Consider the following 21,660-nt stretch of genomic DNA (forward strand, 5'->3'; position numbering starts at 1 on the left):
CTATCTCACTCCTAGTATACTTCTTCCTCTTCTTCGTCTTCGTGAATATCAGATTTTGGTTTTTCTAATCCTTCAATCTGAAGTCCGTTCTTTTCTGCATAATCCCAAAGCGCTGCATGGATCGCCTCTTCTGCCAGTAAAGAGCAATGTACTTTTACCGGTGGAAGTCCATCAAGCGCCTCCATAACCGCTCTATTTGTTACCTGCATCGCTTCATAGATCGTCTTTCCTTTTACAAGCTCAGTCGCCATACTGCTCGTCGCAACAGCCGCACCGCAGCCAAATGTTTTAAATTTTACATCCTGAATTACTTGGTTTTCATCGATATCGAGATAAATTCTCATAATATCTCCGCATTTTGCATTACCAACTGTGCCTACACCGCTGGCATTTTCAATTTCTCCTACATTTCTCGGATGTTGGAAATGATCCATCACTTTTTCTGTATACATATTATTTACCCTCTGCTTTCTTCATAAAATCTTCGTACAATGGTGACATTTTTCTCAAATTTGCAACAATTTCTCTTAACGTCTCTACTACGTAATCCATATCTTCTGTCTCGAACTCTTCATTCAGTGAAATTCTCAAAGAACCATGTGCAATTTCATGCGGCAGTCCGATCGCCAAAAGTACATGGGACGGATCGAGTGAACCAGACGTGCATGCAGAACCGCTGGAAGCACAAATTCCTTTCATATCCAGCATGATTAAAAGCGATTCCCCTTCAATAAATTGAAAACTGAAGTTCACATTATTTGAGAGACGCTCCGTTCGATGTCCGTTCAACCGACAATACGGAATTTCTTTTTCAATCTTCTCAATCAGATAATCCCTCAGCATTCTTTCTTTTTCTGTCCGTTCTTCCAATGTCTTCATTGCACGCTCTACCGCTGCGCCAAATCCAATAATCCCCGGAACATTTTCTGTTCCCGCACGTCTTCTGCGTTCCTGCGCTCCTCCGTGAATAAATGAACGAATCTTTACACCTGTGCGGATATACAGACACCCGATTCCTTTCGGTCCATTTAATTTATGTGCACTTGCACTGAGCATATCAATGTGACATTCATTCACATCAATTGGCATATGTCCAAATGCCTGAACTGCATCTGTATGGAAAAGAACTCCATGGTCTTTCGCAATTTTACCGATTTCTTTAATCGGCTGCACTGTTCCGATTTCATTGTTAGCAAACATAATCGAAATCAAAATCGTATCCGGTCTAATAGCTTTTTCTAATTCATCCAGACGGACCATACCAAATTCATCCACATCAAGATAAGTAACTTCAAATCCTTTTTTCTCCAGATATTCACATGTATGCAATACTGCATGATGTTCCATCTTTGATGTAATGATATGGCGTCCCTTGCTCTCATACGCCTCTGCCGTTGCTTTCAACGCCCAGTTATCTGCCTCTGTTCCGCCCGCAGTAAAATAGATTTCGTTTTCCTTAGCTCCAATTGCTTCTGCAATCATTTCTTTCTGTTTCATCACTGCCGTTTTATTTTTTGCCGCAAAGCTGTATACACTTGATGGATTTCCATATAATTCTGTAAAATATGGCAGCATTGCCTGGACAACTTCAGGAGCTGTCTTCGTTGTTGCCGCATTATCAAGATATAATAATTTCTCCATTTTCATATCCCCCTTTTATTTTATTTTTTCTGCCGGCACTCGCTGTCCGCAGCAGGAACACAGTTCCTTACTTTCTCGTACAAGCTGATCCAGCTTTATTTCATTTACTGTCTGAGTAATACTTTCATTAATTTTCTGCCAGACATATTTTGTCACACAGCGGTCAGCTGTATCACATCCCACTTCCGGATGCAGTCCCCCGCACTCTACTGCTTCAAGACTTCCTTCCAGAGCTCTTAAAATATCCCCCACAGAAATATCTACCGCTGCTTTATCCAAAACATAACCGCCTCCGGCTCCACGGATACTTTTGATCAGGCCGGCTTTTCTAAGGAGCGACATAAGCTGTTCCAGATAACGCTCTGAAATTTCCTGCCTTGCCGCAATACTGCTGATGGATACCGGCTCTTCTTCACTGTACTGAGCCAGGTCGATCATCGCTCTTAATCCATACCGTCCTTTTGTAGATAGTTTCAACTGATCACCTTCTTTTTTAATTCCTACTCTTTTACTAGGATTTCCATTGCTAGAATAACATTACTATTTTGTTCTGTCAAGAGATTTTCTGGAATAAGCTTTATTAACAGCACTATTAGGAGTTTTTATGTCCAAAACGCACTCTATTATCAAAGGAACTCTTATCCTTACCCTTGCCGGAATTCTTACGCGGCTCATTGGTTTTTATTACCGGATTTTTCTAAGTCATACCTTCGGCGAAGAAGCTGTTGGGCTTTATCAGCTCATTTTCCCCGTATATGCTCTTTTCTTTTCTCTTACCTGTGCCGGTACCCAAACTGCCATTTCTCGTCTTACAGCACGCTATACAGCTGTCGGAAAATCTCTTCAGGCAGTTCGCTGTCTTATGACCGGTCTTATGATATCATGCACACTTTCTATCCTGTGTATGATTTTCCTACAGCAAACTTCTCCAGTAATTGCTCTGCATTTTCTCGGAGATCAGCGCTGCGCTCCTCTTTTGTACTCGATGGCATATGCTTTTCCTTTTGGAGCTGTTCACAGCAGCCTCTGTGGATATTATCTCGGACAACGCCGGACAAACGTACCCGCTTTTTCTCAGCTTCTTGAACAGCTTGCCCGCGTCAGTACTGTCTTTCTCCTGTGCCATTTTACACTCAGACAGCATCTCACTCCAAACATTGTATTTGCAATTCTTGGTCTTGCTGCAGGAGAAATAATTTCTTCCTTTTATGCCGTCTTTTATTTTCTTACCGAACAGCGTCAACAGGCAGAACTGCGTCCTGCAGTCCGCGGAATGTTTCAGCCCTTCAGAAGCCTTATGCAGCTTGCCATACCACTGAGCACAAGCCGTATATTATTAAATCTTTTACAAAGCATCGAAGCTGTATCTATTCCGCACAGTCTAAAGGTGTATGGATTAACTACTGCTGAATCACTCTCTGTCTATGGCGTTCTAACTGGTATGGCACTCCCATGTATTCTTTTCCCTTCAGCTGTAACCAATTCCATGTCTTCTATGCTAATGCCAACTGTAGCTGAGTTACAGGCGTCTAAAAACCAAACTGCTCTGCACAGACTTGTTTCTAAAGTAGTCTTCTTCTGTATCTTTATCGGAATCATATGCTGTACCGGTTTCCTTCTTGCAGGAAATGTGATCGGGCAAGTCCTATTCCACAGCTCTCTTGCAGGAACTTTCATCGTAACGCTTGCCTGGATCTGCCCATTTCTTTACTTAAACACTGCTCTTTTGAGTATTTTAAACGGATTGGGAAAAACATCGTCCACACTGCTCATCAACATGGTCGGACTCACTGTCAGAATCATCAGCGTCTATCTGATTATTCCCTTTTGCGGCATCCAGGGATATTTATGGGGACTGCTTTTAAGCCAAATACTTATTACCCTTTCTTCTTTTTTTCTTTTAAAACGGATATCGTAATCCAAAATACAATATGTTCCAGGCACATCACATAAAAAGGAGACAGAAGCTGCTATAATATCAGCATTTCCTCTGTCTCCCTTTTTTAACCAAGAAGTCGAATAAATAACTTCATGATATCTGGATTTACATAAGCTTCCATAAAAATCCCTATCAGAAATATCCCTCCCACCGTCGTACTCTTCCATATATTCCACCGAATCTGCGGATAGCCATACAAATACCAAAGTAATATGGCGTATCCAAATCCATAAGCAATCATATGCGGAAACATTCCAGCTATGCAGATAAGCATTCCTTTCATACCAAGATTCAAAACTGCCGCCACCGCCACAATCCCTCCGCTAAAGCCTGTCCAGAGCAGAAAAACCGCAGCAGCACTGCTTTTGAATCTGCTGCATCCTGCTATTGCCAGCAACGACAGCGGAAAGAGACGGAGCTGTAAAAGATAAAAGAAATATTCCTTCACATTAATTTCTGTCTGCATATACTGTCTAAGAAAATATTCCTGAAAAATTCCGGAAGAATCCGGGGTGTTTCCTCCGACAATATTGGCATATAGAATTCCGACAAAAAACCCCGCCATATAATAGAGCAAAAGCTGCTTCTTTGACTTTCGTATCTTCATAGGACTCCCTCCCATCTGTTGATACTATATATATGCCGAGGTTATTGTTTTATTCAAGTTTATTCTGCATGATATTTTGCATCGTATGCAAGAATAGCCGCAATCGTTTTACTGTCTTCAATTTCCTGATTCAAAATCTTTTCTTTCAGTTCTTCTATCGTATAGGCTTCCACATCAATGTACTCATCCGCATCCAGATGTTGTTTTGATGGAATCAGATTTCTCGCTGTAAAAATCTCAATTTTTTCATTACAAAGCGCCACTGTCGTGCGAATGGTAATCAGTTTTTCCAGATTTTCCGAGCGATACCCTGTCTCCTCTTCCAGCTCACGGCTCGCACAGACAATTCCCGGCTCGTCAATGGTATCAAGTTTCCCCGCCGGAATCTCAATTGTCTCCCGATCGATCGCATTTCGAAATTGACGTACCATCAAAATCTTCCCATCCTCTCTTACCGGCACCACCGCGGCAGCACCATTGTGATGGATAAAATCATAGTGAACTGTTTTGCCGTCCGGTGTCAGCATCGTATCATCGTAAACATCCAGCACAGCTCCTCGATACGCTAAATCTCTTTTAATTCGTTTCACAGAATCCATTCTTCTCCCTCCAATCTGTTTTCAGTATAACAAATTTGTTTCTGTTCTCCAATGGCATTTTTGTTTCCCACAGAATAAAAAGGGCAGGATATTTGTTATCCCACCCTTATCTTACTTCAAAATAATATTTGACTTATTTTTTCGGTCAATTACTTCGCATAGTCCGTTGCTCTGGATTCACGAATTACATTGACTTTAATCTGTCCCGGATATTCCAATTCGAATTCAATCTGTTTTGCAATATCCCGTGCCAGTAACACCATATCATCATCACTGATCTGTTCTGGAACTACCATGACACGAATCTCTCTTCCTGCCTGAATGGCAAAAGACTTATCAACTCCCTTAAACTGGTTGGTGATATCTTCTAACTGTTTTAATCTGTTTGTGTATGTCTCTAATGTCTCTCTTCTTGCACCTGGTCTCGCTGCAGAAATCGTATCAGCTGCCTGTACGATACATGCAATCAGAGATTCTGGTTCTACATCACCATGATGAGATTCTACTGCATTAATGACTGTTGCAGATTCTTTGTACTTACGGCAAAGATCCACTCCAATCTGGATATGAGAACCTTCAACATCATGATCAATGGATTTACCAATATCATGTAAAAGTCCTGCACGTTTGGCAACGCGGACATCAAGTCCAATCTCACCTGCAAGAAGTCCTGAAAGCTGCGCCACTTCGATAGAATGTTTCAGCGCATTCTGTCCATAACTTGTACGGAACTTCATGCGGCCAAGCAGACGGATCAGCTCCGGATGGATTCCATGAACACCAACTTCAAGAGCTGCTGCCTCTCCTTCCTCACGGATCATACTTTCTACTTCTTTCTGTGCTTTCTCAACCATCTCTTCAATTCTTGCCGGATGGATACGTCCATCCACAATTAATTTTTCGAGAGCAATACGCGCTACTTCTCTTCGAATCGGATCAAAGCCGGATAAAACAACTGCTTCCGGAGTATCATCGATAATCAATTCCACTCCTGTCATCGTCTCTAAAGTACGGATATTACGACCTTCTCGTCCAATAATACGTCCTTTCATCTCATCACTTGGAAGCTGTACAACAGAGATTGTCGTCTCTGCCACATGATCAGCCGCACACTTCTGAATCGCAGTTACGACATATTCTTTTGCTTTCTTTGCAGCCTCTTCCTTTGCCTGGTTTTCCAGTTCTTTTACCATCTTAGCGGTATCATGTTTCACATCATCTTCAACAGTTTTTAACAGATATTCTTTTGCCTGTTCGGAGGTCAGACCTGAGATTCGTTCCAGTTCCCGTACTCTTTGTTTTGTCAGTTCTTCTGCTTTGACTTCTCGCTGCTTAATCTGTTCTTCACGAGTTACAAAGCTAGCTTCTCTCTGCTCAATTGCTTCTGAACGCTTATCAAGAGCTTCTTCTTTGGAAAGGACTCTCTTCTCGTAACGCTGCAGTTCTGCTCTGCGTTCCTTCGATTCTTTCTCGAGTTCATTCTTTGTACGAATGGACTCTTCTTTCACTTCCAAAAGTGCTTCTTTTTTCTTCGTTTCAGCCGTTTTTAATGCATCATCTATAATCTCGCGCGCCTTACTATCCGCATTCCCGATCTTACTGTCTGCATCTTTCCGCAGATTATTGACCGTGATCATGTGAGTAAGCCCTGCTGTTACTACTGATACAACTACAGCAACAATTATATAACCTAGCACAGGAGCACCTCCTTATTTAGTTTTCATTGTACAAATACAACAGTTAAATTTTATACTGTTTTGTTAAATATGTCAAGCATTCAATCAGAAACTTCCTTCATCCCCACAAGAAATCTCCATTGCACGACGAATTTCTTCATAACCAAATCCTTTTCGCGCCAGATAGCCATAAAGCTTTTGCTTCTGATTCTCATCCATATCAGGCCGATACCCTTTTTTAGAAAGGAGTGTGCAAATTGCTTCCAGCGCATCTTCCTGGTCATAACAGGATTCAAACGCCTCATCAATTTGTTCTCCCGGAATCCCTTTCTGCAGAAGGGCAGCATAGATTTCTCTTCGGCTCTTCTTCTCCTTCCGGTTCAGTACATACATCTGCACATACCTTTCATCATTGATATATCCAAAGCGTTTCACATATGCAACAGCTTCTTCTATCAAATCTTCCGGATAATTACTCTGTCGAAGTTTACTTCGCAGATCTGCCTCTGTTCGATCCGATACATTTAAAAGATGAAGCGCCCGCAGTTTTATACGTTTTAAAATAACTTCCTGACGAATCATCTCATAAATTGTTTCACTGATCTGTGCACCCTCAGCAATCTGATAGCGAGACAGTTCGCCTTTGTATAATTCAAAGGCGAACTGTTCATCTAAAAACACTTTATACTTTGTCTTCGTCACGGCTTCTACCCGCGTTACTTTCATACTACTCTTCTTCTGCCTCCGTTTCCGGCTTCGGCACCTGTACAGCAGACTCCTCTGCCGGTGCGAGACCGTAATGCTCTCTTACTTTCGCCTCCAGTTCTGTCATAATATCCGGATGTTCTGATAAATATTGCTTTGCATTCTCACGTCCCTGGCCAATCTTATTCCCGTTATAAGCATACCATGCGCCACTCTTGTTCACAAGATCAATGCTTGTTGCCAGATCCAGAATATCTCCTTCTTTGGAAATACCTTTTCCAAACATAATATCAAATTCCGCTTCCTTAAATGGCGGTGCAATCTTATTCTTAACTACCTTAATTCTTGTACGGTTTCCTACCATCTCACCGCTTTGTTTTAATGTTTCGATTCTTCTGACATCCATACGGATAGAAGCATAAAACTTCAAGGCGCGTCCTCCTGTCGTTGTCTCCGGATTGCCGAACATCACGCCAACTTTCTCTCTCAGCTGATTGATAAAGATTACCACACAGTTCGACTTGCTAATAACCGGAGTCAGTTTTCTGAGCGCCTGAGACATCAGACGTGCCTGCAATCCTACATGGCTGTCTCCCATATCTCCTTCAATCTCCTGACGCGGTACGAGCGCTGCCACGGAGTCGATTACAATAATGTCCATTGCACCGGAACGAACCATCGTCTCTGCAATCTCTAATGCCTGATCCCCACTGTCTGGCTGTGAAATATAAAGTTCATCAATATCTACACCAATATTCTTAGCATATGCCGGATCAAGCGCATGCTCTGCATCAATGAAACCGGCAATTCCGCCGCGTTTTTGTACTTCGGAGATCATATGCAGCGCTACTGTTGTCTTACCACTTGACTCCGGTCCATAAATCTCAATAACACGTCCCTTTGGAACTCCTCCCAGACCAAGCGCAATATCAAGACTCAAAGAACCTGTCGGAACGGTCTCCACTGCCACATTGGCACTGGCATCCCCAAGCTTCATTACTGTTCCCTTCCCAAAATCTTTCTCCAATTTTGAAATCGCTGCATCTAGTGCTTTCTTTCTATCTTCAATATTATTTGCCATTCTACATACTCCTTTTAAATACGAACTTATGTTCGTTTCTATGAATATATTAGTATACATTCTTTCAATTGTCAATAGTCTTTTATCGAATTCCTGCCCCTTGGAATTGTAAACGATGCTTCTTCAGTATAGCATATCCTTCCATATAAAGATAGAATAATACAAAAAGATTATCTGAAGATTGTGTGTTCAGATAATCCTTTGTTTTTTACACCTAAATGTTATTCATTCTGCTCCAGTACTTCAAATTTCATAGATGCGAACAGCGCTACGATCACAGTTGCTGCCAGACTGTAGACAAGCATAACTGCAAATACAACTTCCGGATTCAGGAAGATTGCTGCTGCCACTGATATAAGCACACCAACTCCAAGCACTGCTGACTGAATGAGAAGCCGCAGAATTGTACGCCCTGTATTTTCCATCGTATTTCCAAGCAGCATTTTTGCAAATACTTTTAAATACATTTTATTTGCCTGTAAAAGTACATATATTACGATACTTGCTGCTATCTGCCAGAATGGTACATGCCAGAAATATCCAATCATACCCGCCATGAGCAGTCCATCAAAAAATGCCTTTATATGTTCCATCTTTGTCGCATTCCACATTTTTCTGACTGCCGTGTCCGGAATCAGATATAAATAAGGATTTTCTAACTCCTTGTCCCATTTACCGGCATAACCGGAAGCACAAAAACTCATGTAAGCGATCAATCCCATCATAACCAGCCCCTGCATTCCTTCTTTCGGCGGTCCATCATCTTCGCCAGAACACCGGCAAGAACAACACAAATTAACGTCATCGAATCAAAAATAAAAAACCGCTCTTTCTTATATTCCAAAAGCTGGCGATAGAAGATTGCTTTGGCGCCGCCTCCAAAATTGCCTTTTACTGTACGGAATTTTTTCTTTTTCCCAAGACTATAACCAGTCTCTCCCCGCTTGCTCCGGTTACGGAGTTCTTGATAATCATCCGCAAATTTAGCCGCATCTTCATAATAAGCACCTGTGTTTTTTATCCGGATCGCCATAAGTGTCAGAAGTATAATCAGCCCCAGATATAATACTGTTCCGATTACATTCAAACGATCCGGACCAAGAATCACAAGCCGAAAAGCGCTGATATCCCATCCCACTACCGGAAGCAGCCGAAAAACCGGATGTTCGATCAGTTCCGCAGCACTTTTTAAGCTGATTCCGTTTTCTTTGAAATACCACAGGAAAAATATCGCTGAAACAATAAGAATTCCTTTGATGAAAATTCCCCATCGTTTAAACTTTCCATCAGCAAAACGGTCACTTCCATAGACAATGATAATCAGGCTGCATTCCAGAACCATTTCCAACACAAAGCAGAGCAAAAACATCAGTGCCGCACGCCAGATTGGAAGATGGAATACCCACACACCGATCACGCTCATGACAATACCGCCCACAATACTCAATCCCAGATTTAATGCCGCTGTATCAAGAAGAATTCTCTTTGGAGAAATCGGCGCAGTAAAAACAAAATGCGCCTGGCAGGGGCGGAAAATAATTCCTTTACGGCCTGCATAGCTGACGAAATTTGCAGGAATCATATAAAAACTCCAAATCGTCATCAAAATCACAAATCCATATGCCGAATCAAATTGAAAGGTTGCTGCAACTGTCCCGATTCCCGCAACAATAATTCCGATATAAAATATTCCGAGAACAAGAAACAGATACGTTGTCGGTCGCTTCAGCGCCTTCTTTATTTGATTCTTCCAAATTGTTTTTCTCAAATACCAAAGTGCTTTCATTCTTCCTCACCGCCTGTCATTTCGAAGAACAGATCGTCCAGATCTTTACCGCCAACCTCATCTTTCTTATAAGCTCCGATCAATTTTCCTTTCTCCATCACAAACATTACATCCCACAAGCCGTCTACCATTTCAAGCATATGTGTGCTGATGAGCACCGTTACCCCATTTTCTTTTAATTCCAAAATAACTTCTTTCAGTTCCTTAATTGCTTTCGGATCCAGTCCGACCATAGGCTCATCAAATAAGATTACCTGCGGCTTGACTGCAAGTGCGCAGCAGATACTGACCTTTTGCATCATTCCTTTAGACAATTCATTTCCCATTTTATCCTGCTTGTCACTCATTTCAAATCTTGCAAGCAGTCCTTCAATTTCTTCATCTGTAATGCTGCTTTTATATGCCTTACGAATATATTCTATATGTTCACGTACCGTCAGTGCATCAAACAAAGCCGGAATTTCCGGCACATAGGCAAAGACTTTTTTCGCCTCCAGTGATTTTGACGACATCTTTTGAATTCCAATTCCTCCGTCATACCTGAGCAGGCCTGCAATACTTTTTATAATTGTGGATTTTCCCGCTCCATTCGGTCCAAGAAGAATTCCTACACAGCCATCCGGAATCGAGAAACTAACATGATCTACTGCCAGATATTTTCCATAGCGTTTTGATAATCCCTGTACTTCTAGCATTTTATCCCTCCTCAAAACTTTTGTATTATTATATTAATACAGATATTTCTCTGTGTCAATATATAATATCCATAGGCGGAATTGCTGCTTCTTTGCTCTTATCCTCATTCCAAACAAAAAGGACGCTCATTTTTTGAGCATCCTGTTGTTTTCTTCTAATTTTCAGATTCGTACTTTTCTGCCACTTCGCCGCGCTTTTTATAAATACTGTTGGCCGGCACAAATTCCCTCACCATGGAAAGCGGATAAATATTTGTATGAGCTCCGACCACCGTTCCCGGATTCAGTACACTGCCGCAGCCAACTTCTACATTATCGCCGAGCATCGCTCCGAATTTTTTAAGTCCGGTCTCGATTGGACCATCCGGTGTCTTGACCGTCACAAGTGTCTTATCTGATTTCACATTGGAAGTAATCGATCCGGCGCCCATATGCGCTTTATATCCCAGCACCGAGTCTCCGACATAGTTATAATGAGGAACCTGCACTTTATTAAACAAAATAACATTTTTTAATTCTGTAGAATTTCCCACAACAGCGCCTTCTCCAACAATTGCATTCCCTCTAATAAATGCACAGTGGCGTACTTCCGCATCCTTTCCAATAATTGCAGGACCATGAATGCAGGCCGTTGGCGCAACTTTAGCGCTTTTTGCAATCCATATATTTTCTCCACGCTTTTCATACTCTTCTTCACTTAAAGTATCTCCAAGCTTCGGAATAAACTCACCAATCTTCGGAAGGACTTCCCACGGATATGTAACATCCTCAAAAATATCTTTTGCAAGCGTTTCATCCAGTGAATACAGTTCTGATACTGTTAATTCTTTCATACACATTCTCCTACTTCTTTTTATGAATACCTGTTTTATAAAATACTGCTGCCTGTTCATAGTATCGTCTCAGCTGATACTGATTGTTCAGGCCAAGCACACCATTCGTTCTGCTGATAATAAAATTTCTAAGCTTTGTCATATATTCTTCCGGAGTAATTTCTCCTTCTGCCACATAAGTAAGCCCCTTTTCCCAACTGGCAGTCAGTTCCGGATTTAATAGTGATTTAATCGAATTTGCCACTACATCAAAGACCATTTCTCCAAGCAATGTCGGTGTAATGACCTGTGTTTTCTTATTTAAAGCCAAATACTTAATATGTATCAGTTTTTTCAGAATTTCTGCCCTTGTAGCACTTGTACCGATCCCGCTTCCTTTGATCTGTGCCCGCAGTTCCTCATCTTCGATCAACTGCCCTGCATTTTCCATTGCCAAAATCATTGAACCGGAATTATAGCGCTTCGGCGGCGATGTCTCTCCCTCTTTTATGTGCAACGACTGCACCGGAAGTATACTACCCTTTTTCAATATTTTGATCTGTTCAAAAAAGCTGCTGTCAAGTTCTGTTTCCTCTTCTTCCCCTTTATCTTCTTTTTTATGCAGTGGTTTGCCTGCTACTTTCAGATAGCCTTCCTGCTCCAGGATTTTGAAAGATGAAAAAAACATTTCCCCTCTCATCTCCGTCACAATTGCGATTTTGCGATAGATTGCCGGAGGATAAAAAATCCCAAGAAAGCGTTTCACAATAACATCATAGACCTGCTTCGCCGTATGAGAAACGCTGTTCAGCGCACTAAGTCCCTGACCGGTTGGAATAATCGCATAGTGGTCTGTAATCTGTTTATCATTCACATATCGTGTCTTTGCAAGTCCTTTGTGACTTCCAAATTGCAAAATATCCTGCAAATATGGTTTTGCCATCTCATATTTAGACAATCCGTTGAGATTTTTGGAAATCTCTTTTGCAACCGCTGTCGAAAGCACTCTGGCATCTGTTCTCGGATATGTCACGAGCTTTTTCTCATACAGTTCCTGCACGATTTTCAGTGTCTCATCCGGACTGATTTTAAAACGCTTCGCACATTCATTTTGAAGTTCAGCCAGATTATAGAGCAGCGGCGGATTTTTCTTTTCCTGTTTTTTCTCTACAGACACAACCTTACAGCTAAGCGGCGTTTCTTCCTTCAGCCAAGAAATAAATTCTTCTGCCTTTTGTTTTTCTTTAAATCCATTTTCCTTATAAAGATCAAAAGACTGAAAATATCTGGAGCCCTTCACAGCTCGCCATTCGCCTTCAAAAGTACGTCCATCCAGTGAAACCGTATTCAGTACCCGATAAAAAGGAGTTTTTACAAAATTACGAATCTCCCGTTCCCGGCGAACGACCATACCGAGCACACAGGTCATAACGCGCCCGACAGAAAGCACCGTATATTTCGCTCCGGTAAAGTTTGCGATACTGTTTCCATATTTTAATGTCAGAAGTCTTGAAAAATTAATTCCCATCAGATAGTCTTCTTTTGCTCTCAAATAAGCAGAGGCGGAAAGATTATCATACGCCGACAAATCTTTCGCCTCCCGAATGCCTCTTAAGATTTCATCTTCTGTCTGTGAATCAATCCAGACACGAAGCCGCTTCTTTCCATGTACTCCGGACATCTGTTCTACGAGCCGGTAAATATACTCTCCTTCCCGTCCGGAGTCCGTACAAACATAAATACAGTCCACGTCATCTCTCGTCAAAAGTGATTTCACCGTTCGAAACTGTTTTGCAACTGCCGGAATAACTTCATATCGGAATTCTTCCGGAATAAACGGAAGCGTTTCCAAACTCCAACGCTTCAGCTTCTCATCATAAACCTCCGGATAGCTCATTGTCACAAGATGCCCAACACACCATGTCACAATCGCATTCTCTGATTCCAAATAACCGTCTTTGCGGGCCGCTGAAGCTTTAATGCTTTCGCAAATTCCTGCGCAACACTTGGTTTCTCCGCAATATATAGTGATTTTCCCATAAATTCTATGCTTGTCCTTTCTGATGCTGTCTTTCTTCTGATAAAATCACCTGTTAAAATAATTGATAATCCAGCTTTTCAGATAAAAATTCCAGCATTTTAATTCCGCCGATGCTATTTCCTTTCTCATCCAGAGACGGTCCAAATACCCCAATTCCCATTCTTCCAACAAGCGGAACCGCGATTCCTCCTCCGACGCCGCTCTTTGCCGGGAATCCTACTGACATAGCAAATTCCCCAGAACCATCATACATTCCGCAAGTAAGCATAAGCGCCCGAATCGCTTTTGCACTGTGAGGCTCAATCAGCATCTCCTTCGAAAACGGACATTTCCCCTGATTTGCAAGCACCGCGCTTAGATTTGCAATATCAAGCGCTGTTACACTTACGGAACACATCCTGAAATAAAGATCAAGACATTCCTCCACATCTCCTTCCAGAACTCCCGATGCTTTCAAATAATATGCCAATGCCCGATTGCGGTCTCCGGTTTCTTTCTCAGACTGATAGACACTCTCATTCAGACTGATTTCTTTGTTATTACAGAGTTTTCGCGTCAATTCCAAAAAACGGTCAAACTTTTCATCCGCCGATGTTCCGTTAATGCAGCTGGCCACCGCAATGGCCCCCGCATTGATAAACGGATTAAACGGTCGGGATTTTGTCTCCAACTTTACAATCGAATTAAAAGGATCACCGGTCGGCTCGACTCCCACTTTGTCGTGAAACAAATAATCCGGTCCTCTGTCCCGCACAGCAAGGATCAGGGAAATGATCTTAGAAATACTCTGAATCGTAAACGGAACCCGGGAATCTCCCACTTCCACAACTTCCGGAAGATCTCCATCAAACCCTACTGCACAGATTCCAAGCTGATATTTATTTACCCGCTGAAGCTCCGGAATATAGTTCGCTGTATTACCATTTCTTACAAAACATTTTCCGTACTTCAGCGCATCTTTTAATAATTCCTGCGTTACCACACCTGTTCCTCCTGCTAAAAGCATTTCTACTTACGCATCCATGCTCTAATCTTATCAAAAATAGTTTTATGTTCTACCACAACGGATTTATTTCTGCTTTCACGAATCGCTTCATGCATAAATACTTCCTGAGAATTTACTCCATCTTCTTCTCTGCCCCGTTTTACATAAGTACCATCTGCCGTCATATTTCTTCCTTTGACGGTATCGTTCAACATTGTTTTCAGCATATGCGTAACCCATGTTTTCAATTCTGGATCAAGGATCGGACAGGCTACTTCTACACGTTTTTCGGTATTTCTTGTCATCATATCCGCCGAGCCAATATAAATTTTCTTGTCAGCTCCATTCCCAAAGCAGAAAATACGCGGATGCTCCAGAAACCGTCCTACAATGCTCATTACAGAAACATTATCTGTTTCTCCCGGCACCTTTGGAAGAATACAACAGATTCCACGCACGATCAGATCTACCTTGACACCTGCTTTAGAGGCTTCTGAGACTTTCTGAATGAAATCCATATCCGTTACAGAATTCATTTTCATTACAATACGTCCATTTTTCCCTTTGGCAATCTCTTCATCCATCAGGCTCAAAATATTCTTTTTTAAGCTGCTCGGAGAAACAATCAGCTGATCATATTCGCCATCCAGATTACCAATAGACATATTCTGGAAAAACATCGCCGCATCTTCTCCGATCTTCTTATTTGCCGTCATAAGACAAAGGTCTGTATACATTGCAGCAGTCTTCTCATTATAATTGCCTGTGCCAATCTGAGTGATATACTGAATCTCATTTCGATTCCGATATGTGATCAGACAGATCTTAGAATGTACTTTATATCCCTCAAACCCATAAATCACACGGCATCCTGCTTCTTCCAGCCGCTCCGACCAGTCAATATTGTTCTGCTCGTCAAAGCGGGCGCGCAGCTCAATCAATACTGTTACTTCTTTGCCATTTTCTGCAGCAGCACATAAGTATTCCACTAGCCTCGTCTTCTTTGCCAGCCGATAAATCGTAATCTTAATCGTCATCACATTGGGATCTACAGATGCTTCTTTGATCAATTTTAAAAACGGCTCCATGCTTTCATATGGATAAGACAACATAATATCTTTTTTCTTTACTTGCTTCATAATGCTTCCATCCGTAACCATTCTGGCTTCCTGTGGATGAAATGGCGGATAGATCAATGAACGTTTCATAGATTCCGGTACTTTTTCTGCAACGGCAAACATATAGCCCAACTTCATTGGTGTCTTTGTGCGGAAAATCTGTTTTGGTTCAATCTGAAACTTTTCACAAAAATATTTTTCATTTTCTTTTGTCAGCGGTTCCGCTGTCTCAAGACGCACAACCGCCATTCTGCGCCGTTTATGAAGCGTCTCTTTCATTCGCTTCCGAAAATCTGCATCATCCGCAAATGTCTCATCATCCGGAGAGATATCCGCATTCCTGGTTACACAAATATAATTCTTATCAGAAATCTCATACTGATCAAAAATCAGTTCCATATACTCAATAAGAATCTTTTCCATTCGGATATACCGGATATCATGTCCCGGAAGATATACGATGTCCGAAATAAAATCCGGCAGCGGAATGATTCCGAGCATCGATTTATTTCCCTGTTTCAGATTAGCGGTCACATAAATTGTATTATTCAACAGATGCGGGAACGGGTGATTCGCATCTACAATCTGAGGAGACAGTACAGGAAGGATCTGTTCTTTAAAATATTTCTTTACATACTTCTTTTCCTGCTGTTCCAGTTCTTTAAACGAAAGTCCGCATACTCCGTAAGGACTCAGCTGTTTTTTGATTTCTGCATAAGTCTTATCTCTCTCTTTATAAAGAGGCGCTACCGCTTTATAGATTTCATCAAGCTGCTCTGCTGCCGTCATTCCGGAACGTCTGTCTATACTTTCATCTCCCAGCGCTTCCATATCATGCAGGCTTCCTACCCGGATCATAAAAAACTCATCCAGATTGCTCGTAAAAATCGCCACAAATTTCATTCGCTCCAGAAGCGGCACAGATAAATCCTGCGCCTCCTGAAGCACTCTTTGATTAAAGCGAAGCCATGATAATTCTCTGTTCTGTGTATAATCCAATATTTTTTTCTCCATGCTTTGTCACCTCATCCTGATTCCAATTCTCAGCTTCTGAATCTCTGTGAACTATTTTGCCTGAATATATCCTTTGGCAGTCAATGTTTCAGCGCAAAGCACTGCTCCTCCTGCCGCTCCTCTTACTGTATTATGGGATAATCCAACAAATTTAAAATCATACACGGTATCTTCCCGCAGTCTTCCTACGGAAATTCCCATACCATTTTCAAAATCTACATCTAATGTAACCTGTGGACGGTTATCTTCCTCCAGATACTGAATAAACTGTTTTGGTGCACTTGGAAGCTCCAGTTCCTGCGGAAGTCCTTTAAACTGTACAAGTTTCTCTATCAGCTGTTCTTTTGTTGGTTTTTTCGCAAATTTTACAAATACAGCCGCTGTGTGGCCATTTAAAACAGGTACGCGAATACACTGCGTTGTAATCACCGGCTTCGCTGCTTTTACAATTTGTCCGTCTTTAACTTCTCCCCAGATTCTGAGCGGTTCCTGTTCACTTTTTTCTTCCTCGCCGCCAATATACGGAATGATATTCTCAATCATTTCCGGCCACTCTTTAAAAGTTTTTCCCGCTCCGGAAATCGCCTGATAAGTTGTTGCAACAACTTCTGTCGGTTCAAATTCTTTCCAGGCAGATAGTACCGGCGCGTAACTCTGAATAGAACAGTTCGGTTTTACAGCCACAAAGCCTCTTGTTGTTCCGAGACGTTTCTTCTGTGCTTCAATAACTTCAAAATGCTCCGGATTAATCTCCGGAATCACCATTGGCACATCCGGCGTCCAGCGATGTGCACTGTTATTGGATACAACCGGTGTTTCTGTCTTTGCGTAAGCATCTTCAATTGCACGAATTTCTTCTTTTGACATATCCACTGCACTGAATACAAAATCAACGCCTGAAGCAACCTGCTCTACTTCATTTACATTTTTGATCACAAGATGCTTTACTGCCTCCGGCATCGGTGTAGTCATTTTCCAACGTCCGCCTACCGCTTCCTCATAAGTCTTTCCTGCTGAACGCTCACTTGCAGCAACTGCTGTCACTTCAAACCATGGATGATCTTCCAGCAGCGCAATAAACCGCTGGCCTACCATTCCTGTTGCACCGAGAATTCCTACTTTTAGTTTCTGTTCCATATCTGTCATTCCTCTCTGTTTGATTCATTTCTTATTTCTTATTTTCCGGCAGTTCACAACCCGTTTCTATGTTTCCTGCAAATATTTGCGGTCGCGTTCAATTACCTCTTCCATTGCCTTTTTCCCCGGAGCGCCAATTGTATTTCGTTTCTCTACACAAGTACGAATAGAGATCGCATCATAAATATCTTCCTCAAATACCGGAGAAATAGCCTTATATTCTTCCATGCTCATCTCATCCAGAGAAATTCCTCTCTCAATGCAATAAGCACAAGCTGACCTACGATTCCATGGGCATCCCGGAAAGCAACCCCATGATTCACAAGGTAATCTGCCGCATCTGTAGCATTGGTAAAACCATTTGCGGCGCTTTTTTCCATCGTTTGTCTGTAGAATTTCATCGTCTGAAGCATTCCGGTAAATAACGCTGTACACCCTTTTACCGTATCTATCGCATCAAATACAAGTTCTTTATCTTCCTGCATATCTTTATTATAAGCAAGCGGAATTCCTTTCATCGTTGTCAAGATAGAGATCAGTGCACCGTACACGCGCCCGGTTTTTCCTCTGACAAGCTCTGCAATATCCGGATTCTTCTTCTGCGGCATAATACTGCTTCCTGTGCTGTATGCATCATCAATTTCCACAAACTGATACTCGTTTGAATTCCAAATAATAATTTCTTCTGAGAATCTGCTCAAATGCATCATAATCGTAGCACAAGCGGACATCAGTTCTATCAGATAATCTCTATCGGATACCGAATCCATACTGTTCAGTGTCGGTCCTGCAAATCCCAGCAGTTCTGCAGTATAATCCCGATCTAACGGGTATGTCGTTCCTGCCAGTGCTCCGGAACCAAGAGGACAGAAATTCATCCTCGCATAAATATCTGCAAGTCTCTGTCTGTCTCGTTTAAACATCTCAAAATATGCACTCATGTGATGTGCCAGCGTAATTGGCTGCGCTTTCTGAAGATGTGTAAAACCAGGCATAAAAGTCTCTGTGTGTTCTTCCATAATACCAAGAAGTACGCCCAGCAGCTCTTTCAGAAGGTGATCTTCTGCCACAATCTCATCTCTCACATAAAGCTTCATATCAAGTGCAACCTGATCATTTCTGCTGCGCCCTGTATGTAATTTCTTACCGGCTTCTCCAATCCGCTCGATCAAAGTTGCTTCCACAAAGCTGTGAATATCCTCATAAGCCTCGCTGATTTCCAGCACTCCTGTCTCCACATCTTTTAAAATTCCTTCCAGCCCTCCGATAATCTGTGTTTTCTCTTCTTCGGTCAGAATTCCCTGTTTGGCAAGCATCATCACATGCGCCATACTTCCTTTTATATCCTGTGCATAAAGACGCTTGTCAAAAGAAATTGATGCATTAAAACGATACACCAACTCATCTGTCTCTTTCGTAAAGCGTCCTCCCCATAATTGTGCCATTCTAATCACTCCTTTTTTCTTTCTTCCTGTTGTTTTCTACGTTCTTCGCGGGAAAAGACACACCCGCAATAGTCCTGTCGATAAAGCCCATACTGCTTTGATAATTGTATCGATCTCTGATATCCGTTCTTTTTCTTAAAGTCTGACAGCAAATAGGAAACTCCCTGCTGTTCTGCTTCTTCCTGTCCAATCTCATTCAGCCAATCTGCTTTTTTCATCGGACTGATACTGAGAGTTGTTGTCACATAATCATACCCGCCTTCTTTTGCAGCTAGGGCAGCAGCACGAAGCCTAAGCCGGTAACATCTTCTGCAGCGTTCTCCGCCTTCCGGCTCTTCTTCCAATCCTTTTGCTATCTCATAAAACTTATCCTTCTCATAATTTCCTTCAAGAAATGTTATCGGATATCTGCAATTCATAGAACGGATCAGCGCCTCCTGTTCTATGACTCGTTTCCTGTATTCCTGCTCCGGATAAATATTCGGATTATAATAAAACACTGTAATTTCAAAATACTGAGATAAATATTCTAATACATAGCTGCTGCACGGAGCACAACAACTATGAAGCAGCAGCTTGGGAACTCTTCCTTCTCTTTGAATACGTTCAATGATTTTCTCTGTTTCTTTCTGGTAATTCACAAATCTATCTCCTCATGCACTGTATTGTTTCAATTATACAACGCCTCTTTTAATCCCGCAAGAACACTTTCGTAATCTTTACATAGTTTAATCATATAAACAAACACAGAAAGCTGAGGTTTACAATGGAACATGTACTGGAATTAAACCAAGTCAGTTACTCTTATCACACAAAAGAAGGAGAAACTCTGGCGCTTTCACAGATTTCCTTTTCACTAAAGAAAGGAGAATTCATCGCGATTGTCGGTCCATCTGGCTGTGGCAAATCCACTCTGCTCTCACTCATCAGCGGACTTCTTACTCCTGAATCCGGAACCATCCGTATTAACGGAAAGCCACTAAAAGAAAGCGCTGCAAATATAGGTTATATGCTTCAGAAAGATCATTTATTTGAATGGCGAACGATTTATCACAATGTAATTCTCGGATTAGAAATCCAGCATATGATGAATATCCACACGATCCAGCGTGCAAATGAGCTGCTGGAACTCTACGGTCTTGGGCATTTTAAGTCTTCCCGTCCTTCTGAGCTCTCCGGAGGAATGCGTCAGAGAGCCGCTCTTGTCCGAACACTCGTATTGGAACCCGAACTCCTCCTTCTTGATGAACCATTTTCTGCACTAGATTACCAGACAAGACTTGCAGTAGGGGATGACATCGGACAGATTATCCGAAAAGAACAAAAAACAGCAATTCTTGTTACCCATGATCTTTCCGAAGCCATCAGTCTCGGGGACCGGGTAATTATTCTCTCTGATCGTCCTGCTACAATTGCCCAGACACTGCCGCTGACATTTCACCTAAAAGAAGACACCCCTTTAGAACGCAGAAATACACCTGAATTCAAACAATATTTCAATCTGATCTGGAAGGAGTTGAATCATCATGGCAAAGCAATCCAAACCGCATCTCTTACAGACTGAGTCTGTTTCTCCGGCGCAGGCACAGTACTTAAAAGCAATTCAACGCCACAGGCATACCGTCATTTTCTTTCGCTGCTTTCTTTTTATCTTTTTTCTCACTCTCTGGGAAATTTCTGCCAGAACCGGACAGATTGATTCCTTTATTTTCAGCAGTCCGTCCGGCATTGTTAAATGCTTTGCAGATCTCTTTGCAGACGGAACTATTTTCCTTCACATTTGGGTTACCGTGTATGAGACACTGATCAGTTTCATCCTCGTTCTAATCTGCAGCATATGTTTTGCTATACTTCTTTGGTTTTCTGATTCCCTTTCCGAAATCCTGGACCCATACCTTGTCATTCTAAACAGCCTTCCAAAATCAGCGCTTGCGCCCCTTCTGATCGTCTGGCTTGGGGCTAACAAGAAAACCATCATTGTGGCCGGGATGTCTGTTGCAATATTTGGAAGTATTTTAAATCTCTACACCAGCTTTAAAGAAGTAGATCCGGAAGATCTGAAACTAATTTACACACTACACGGCACGCACCTTCACGCGCTCCAAAAAGTCGTGCTGCCAAGCTCCGTCCCTGCTATCATAAGCAATATGAAAGTGAATATCGGACTTTGTCTTGTTGGAGTTATCATTGGAGAATTCATCGGTGCCAGAGAAGGGCTCGGATATCTGATCATCTATTCCAGTCAGGTCTTCAAAATGGATTGGCTTCTAATGTCCATTGTACTGCTTTGTGTTTTGGCAATGACTCTCTATGCATTCATTAATCTCGTTGAAAAATGGTGTCAAAAAAAATTCTAATGAAAATTCATTATGCGCCCAA

The 21,660-nt window shown here is 41.9% G+C and carries 20 protein-coding genes and 1 pseudogene; 3 read left to right on the forward strand and 18 right to left on the reverse strand.

The annotated features are described in order from the left end of the window. Positions 1-11 precede the first annotated feature (11 nt). From nifU to DWX73_RS00085, 3 genes are read right to left on the reverse strand one after another with little or no spacing between them, the layout of a single operon-like run. Complete coding sequence (gene nifU, locus DWX73_RS00075; protein ID WP_118346084.1) at positions 12-452, reverse strand: Fe-S cluster assembly scaffold protein NifU; 441 nt, start codon at positions 450-452, stop codon at positions 12-14. 1 nt (position 453) lies between these two features. Continuing rightward, positions 454-1,641 (reverse strand): cysteine desulfurase NifS, encoded by a 1,188-nt coding sequence (gene nifS / locus DWX73_RS00080; RefSeq protein ID WP_118346086.1) that lies wholly within the window; start codon positions 1,639-1,641, stop codon positions 454-456. A 15-nt stretch (positions 1,642-1,656) separates the two neighbouring features. Then, on the reverse strand, positions 1,657-2,118 hold the full coding sequence (locus tag DWX73_RS00085) for an RrF2 family transcriptional regulator (protein WP_118346087.1): 462 nt from the start codon (positions 2,116-2,118) through the stop codon (positions 1,657-1,659). Between the two features lie 127 nt (positions 2,119-2,245). Here DWX73_RS00085 and DWX73_RS00090 point away from each other — a divergent pair, with 127 nt between their 5' ends. Continuing rightward, positions 2,246-3,559, forward strand: a complete 1,314-nt coding sequence (locus DWX73_RS00090) for a polysaccharide biosynthesis protein (RefSeq protein WP_118346089.1) — start codon at positions 2,246-2,248, stop codon at positions 3,557-3,559. 85 nt (positions 3,560-3,644) lie between these two features. Here the strand turns inward: DWX73_RS00090 and DWX73_RS00095 are convergent, their stop codons facing one another. The 15 genes and pseudogenes from DWX73_RS00095 to DWX73_RS00165 all read right to left on the reverse strand — a co-directional run bounded on the left by DWX73_RS00095 (position 3,645) and on the right by DWX73_RS00165 (position 19,922). Beyond that, positions 3,645-4,187, reverse strand: coding sequence for a stage II sporulation protein M (locus tag DWX73_RS00095; RefSeq protein ID WP_118346090.1), 543 nt, complete (start codon positions 4,185-4,187; stop codon positions 3,645-3,647). Between the two features lie 59 nt (positions 4,188-4,246). Then, the gene (locus DWX73_RS00100; protein WP_118346092.1) at positions 4,247-4,786 is read right to left on the reverse strand and encodes an NUDIX hydrolase; all 540 of its coding nucleotides are present in this window, start codon (positions 4,784-4,786) and stop codon (positions 4,247-4,249) included. A gap of 149 nt (positions 4,787-4,935) precedes the next feature. After that, the gene (gene rny, locus DWX73_RS00105; RefSeq protein WP_118346093.1) at positions 4,936-6,483 is read right to left on the reverse strand and encodes a ribonuclease Y; all 1,548 of its coding nucleotides are present in this window, start codon (positions 6,481-6,483) and stop codon (positions 4,936-4,938) included. A gap of 84 nt (positions 6,484-6,567) precedes the next feature. Next, positions 6,568-7,188 (reverse strand): regulatory protein RecX, encoded by a 621-nt coding sequence (locus DWX73_RS00110; protein WP_118346095.1) that lies wholly within the window; start codon positions 7,186-7,188, stop codon positions 6,568-6,570. 1 nt (position 7,189) lies between these two features. Then, a complete protein-coding gene (recA, locus tag DWX73_RS00115; RefSeq protein ID WP_118346096.1) occupies positions 7,190-8,248 on the reverse strand; it encodes a recombinase RecA in 1,059 nt (352 codons plus the stop codon). Positions 8,249-8,469: 221 nt separating this feature from the next. Next, positions 8,470-8,973: a putative ABC exporter domain-containing protein gene (locus DWX73_RS14235; RefSeq protein ID WP_158556800.1), complete on the reverse strand. Its 504-nt coding sequence runs from the start codon at positions 8,971-8,973 to the stop codon at positions 8,470-8,472. After that, on the reverse strand, positions 8,970-10,034 hold the full coding sequence (locus tag DWX73_RS00125) for a putative ABC exporter domain-containing protein (protein ID WP_118346099.1): 1,065 nt from the start codon (positions 10,032-10,034) through the stop codon (positions 8,970-8,972). The genes DWX73_RS14235 and DWX73_RS00125 overlap by 4 nt, the downstream gene beginning before the upstream one ends. Next, positions 10,031-10,729 (reverse strand): ABC transporter ATP-binding protein, encoded by a 699-nt coding sequence (locus DWX73_RS00130; protein ID WP_118346101.1) that lies wholly within the window; start codon positions 10,727-10,729, stop codon positions 10,031-10,033. Before DWX73_RS00130 ends, DWX73_RS00125 begins: the two co-directional genes overlap by 4 nt. A gap of 155 nt (positions 10,730-10,884) precedes the next feature. After that, positions 10,885-11,562, reverse strand: coding sequence for an acyltransferase (locus DWX73_RS00135; RefSeq protein ID WP_118346102.1), 678 nt, complete (start codon positions 11,560-11,562; stop codon positions 10,885-10,887). A gap of 10 nt (positions 11,563-11,572) precedes the next feature. Next, on the reverse strand, positions 11,573-13,489 hold the full coding sequence (locus DWX73_RS00140; RefSeq protein ID WP_330413332.1) for a DNA topoisomerase: 1,917 nt from the start codon (positions 13,487-13,489) through the stop codon (positions 11,573-11,575). Between the two features lie 145 nt (positions 13,490-13,634). Further along, positions 13,635-14,588, reverse strand: a complete 954-nt coding sequence (gene glsA, locus DWX73_RS00145; RefSeq protein WP_199413515.1) for a glutaminase A — start codon at positions 14,586-14,588, stop codon at positions 13,635-13,637. Between the two features lie 2 nt (positions 14,589-14,590). Next, positions 14,591-16,699 carry a polyphosphate kinase 1 gene (ppk1, locus tag DWX73_RS00150; protein ID WP_118346104.1) on the reverse strand — a complete coding sequence of 703 codons (2,109 nt, stop codon included), beginning with the start codon at positions 16,697-16,699 and terminating at the stop codon, positions 14,591-14,593. Between the two features lie 51 nt (positions 16,700-16,750). Further along, positions 16,751-17,836, reverse strand: a complete 1,086-nt coding sequence (gene asd, locus DWX73_RS00155) for an aspartate-semialdehyde dehydrogenase (protein WP_118346106.1) — start codon at positions 17,834-17,836, stop codon at positions 16,751-16,753. 66 nt (positions 17,837-17,902) lie between these two features. Beyond that, positions 17,903-19,281: pseudogene (gene argH / locus DWX73_RS00160) on the reverse strand (argininosuccinate lyase). A gap of 5 nt (positions 19,282-19,286) precedes the next feature. Then, a complete protein-coding gene (locus tag DWX73_RS00165) occupies positions 19,287-19,922 on the reverse strand; it encodes an epoxyqueuosine reductase QueH (protein ID WP_118346107.1) in 636 nt (211 codons plus the stop codon). 125 nt (positions 19,923-20,047) lie between these two features. Between DWX73_RS00165 and DWX73_RS00170 the strand changes: the two genes are divergently transcribed. Next, on the forward strand, positions 20,048-20,845 hold the full coding sequence (locus DWX73_RS00170; protein ID WP_118346109.1) for an ABC transporter ATP-binding protein: 798 nt from the start codon (positions 20,048-20,050) through the stop codon (positions 20,843-20,845). Beyond that, complete coding sequence (locus DWX73_RS00175; protein WP_118346110.1) at positions 20,808-21,638, forward strand: ABC transporter permease; 831 nt, start codon at positions 20,808-20,810, stop codon at positions 21,636-21,638. Before DWX73_RS00170 ends, DWX73_RS00175 begins: the two co-directional genes overlap by 38 nt. The last annotated feature ends 22 nt before the right edge of the window (positions 21,639-21,660 follow it).

The sequence above is a fragment of the Coprococcus sp. AF21-14LB genome (genome assembly GCF_003458885.1).
Taxonomy (GTDB): domain Bacteria; phylum Bacillota; class Clostridia; order Lachnospirales; family Lachnospiraceae; genus UBA9414.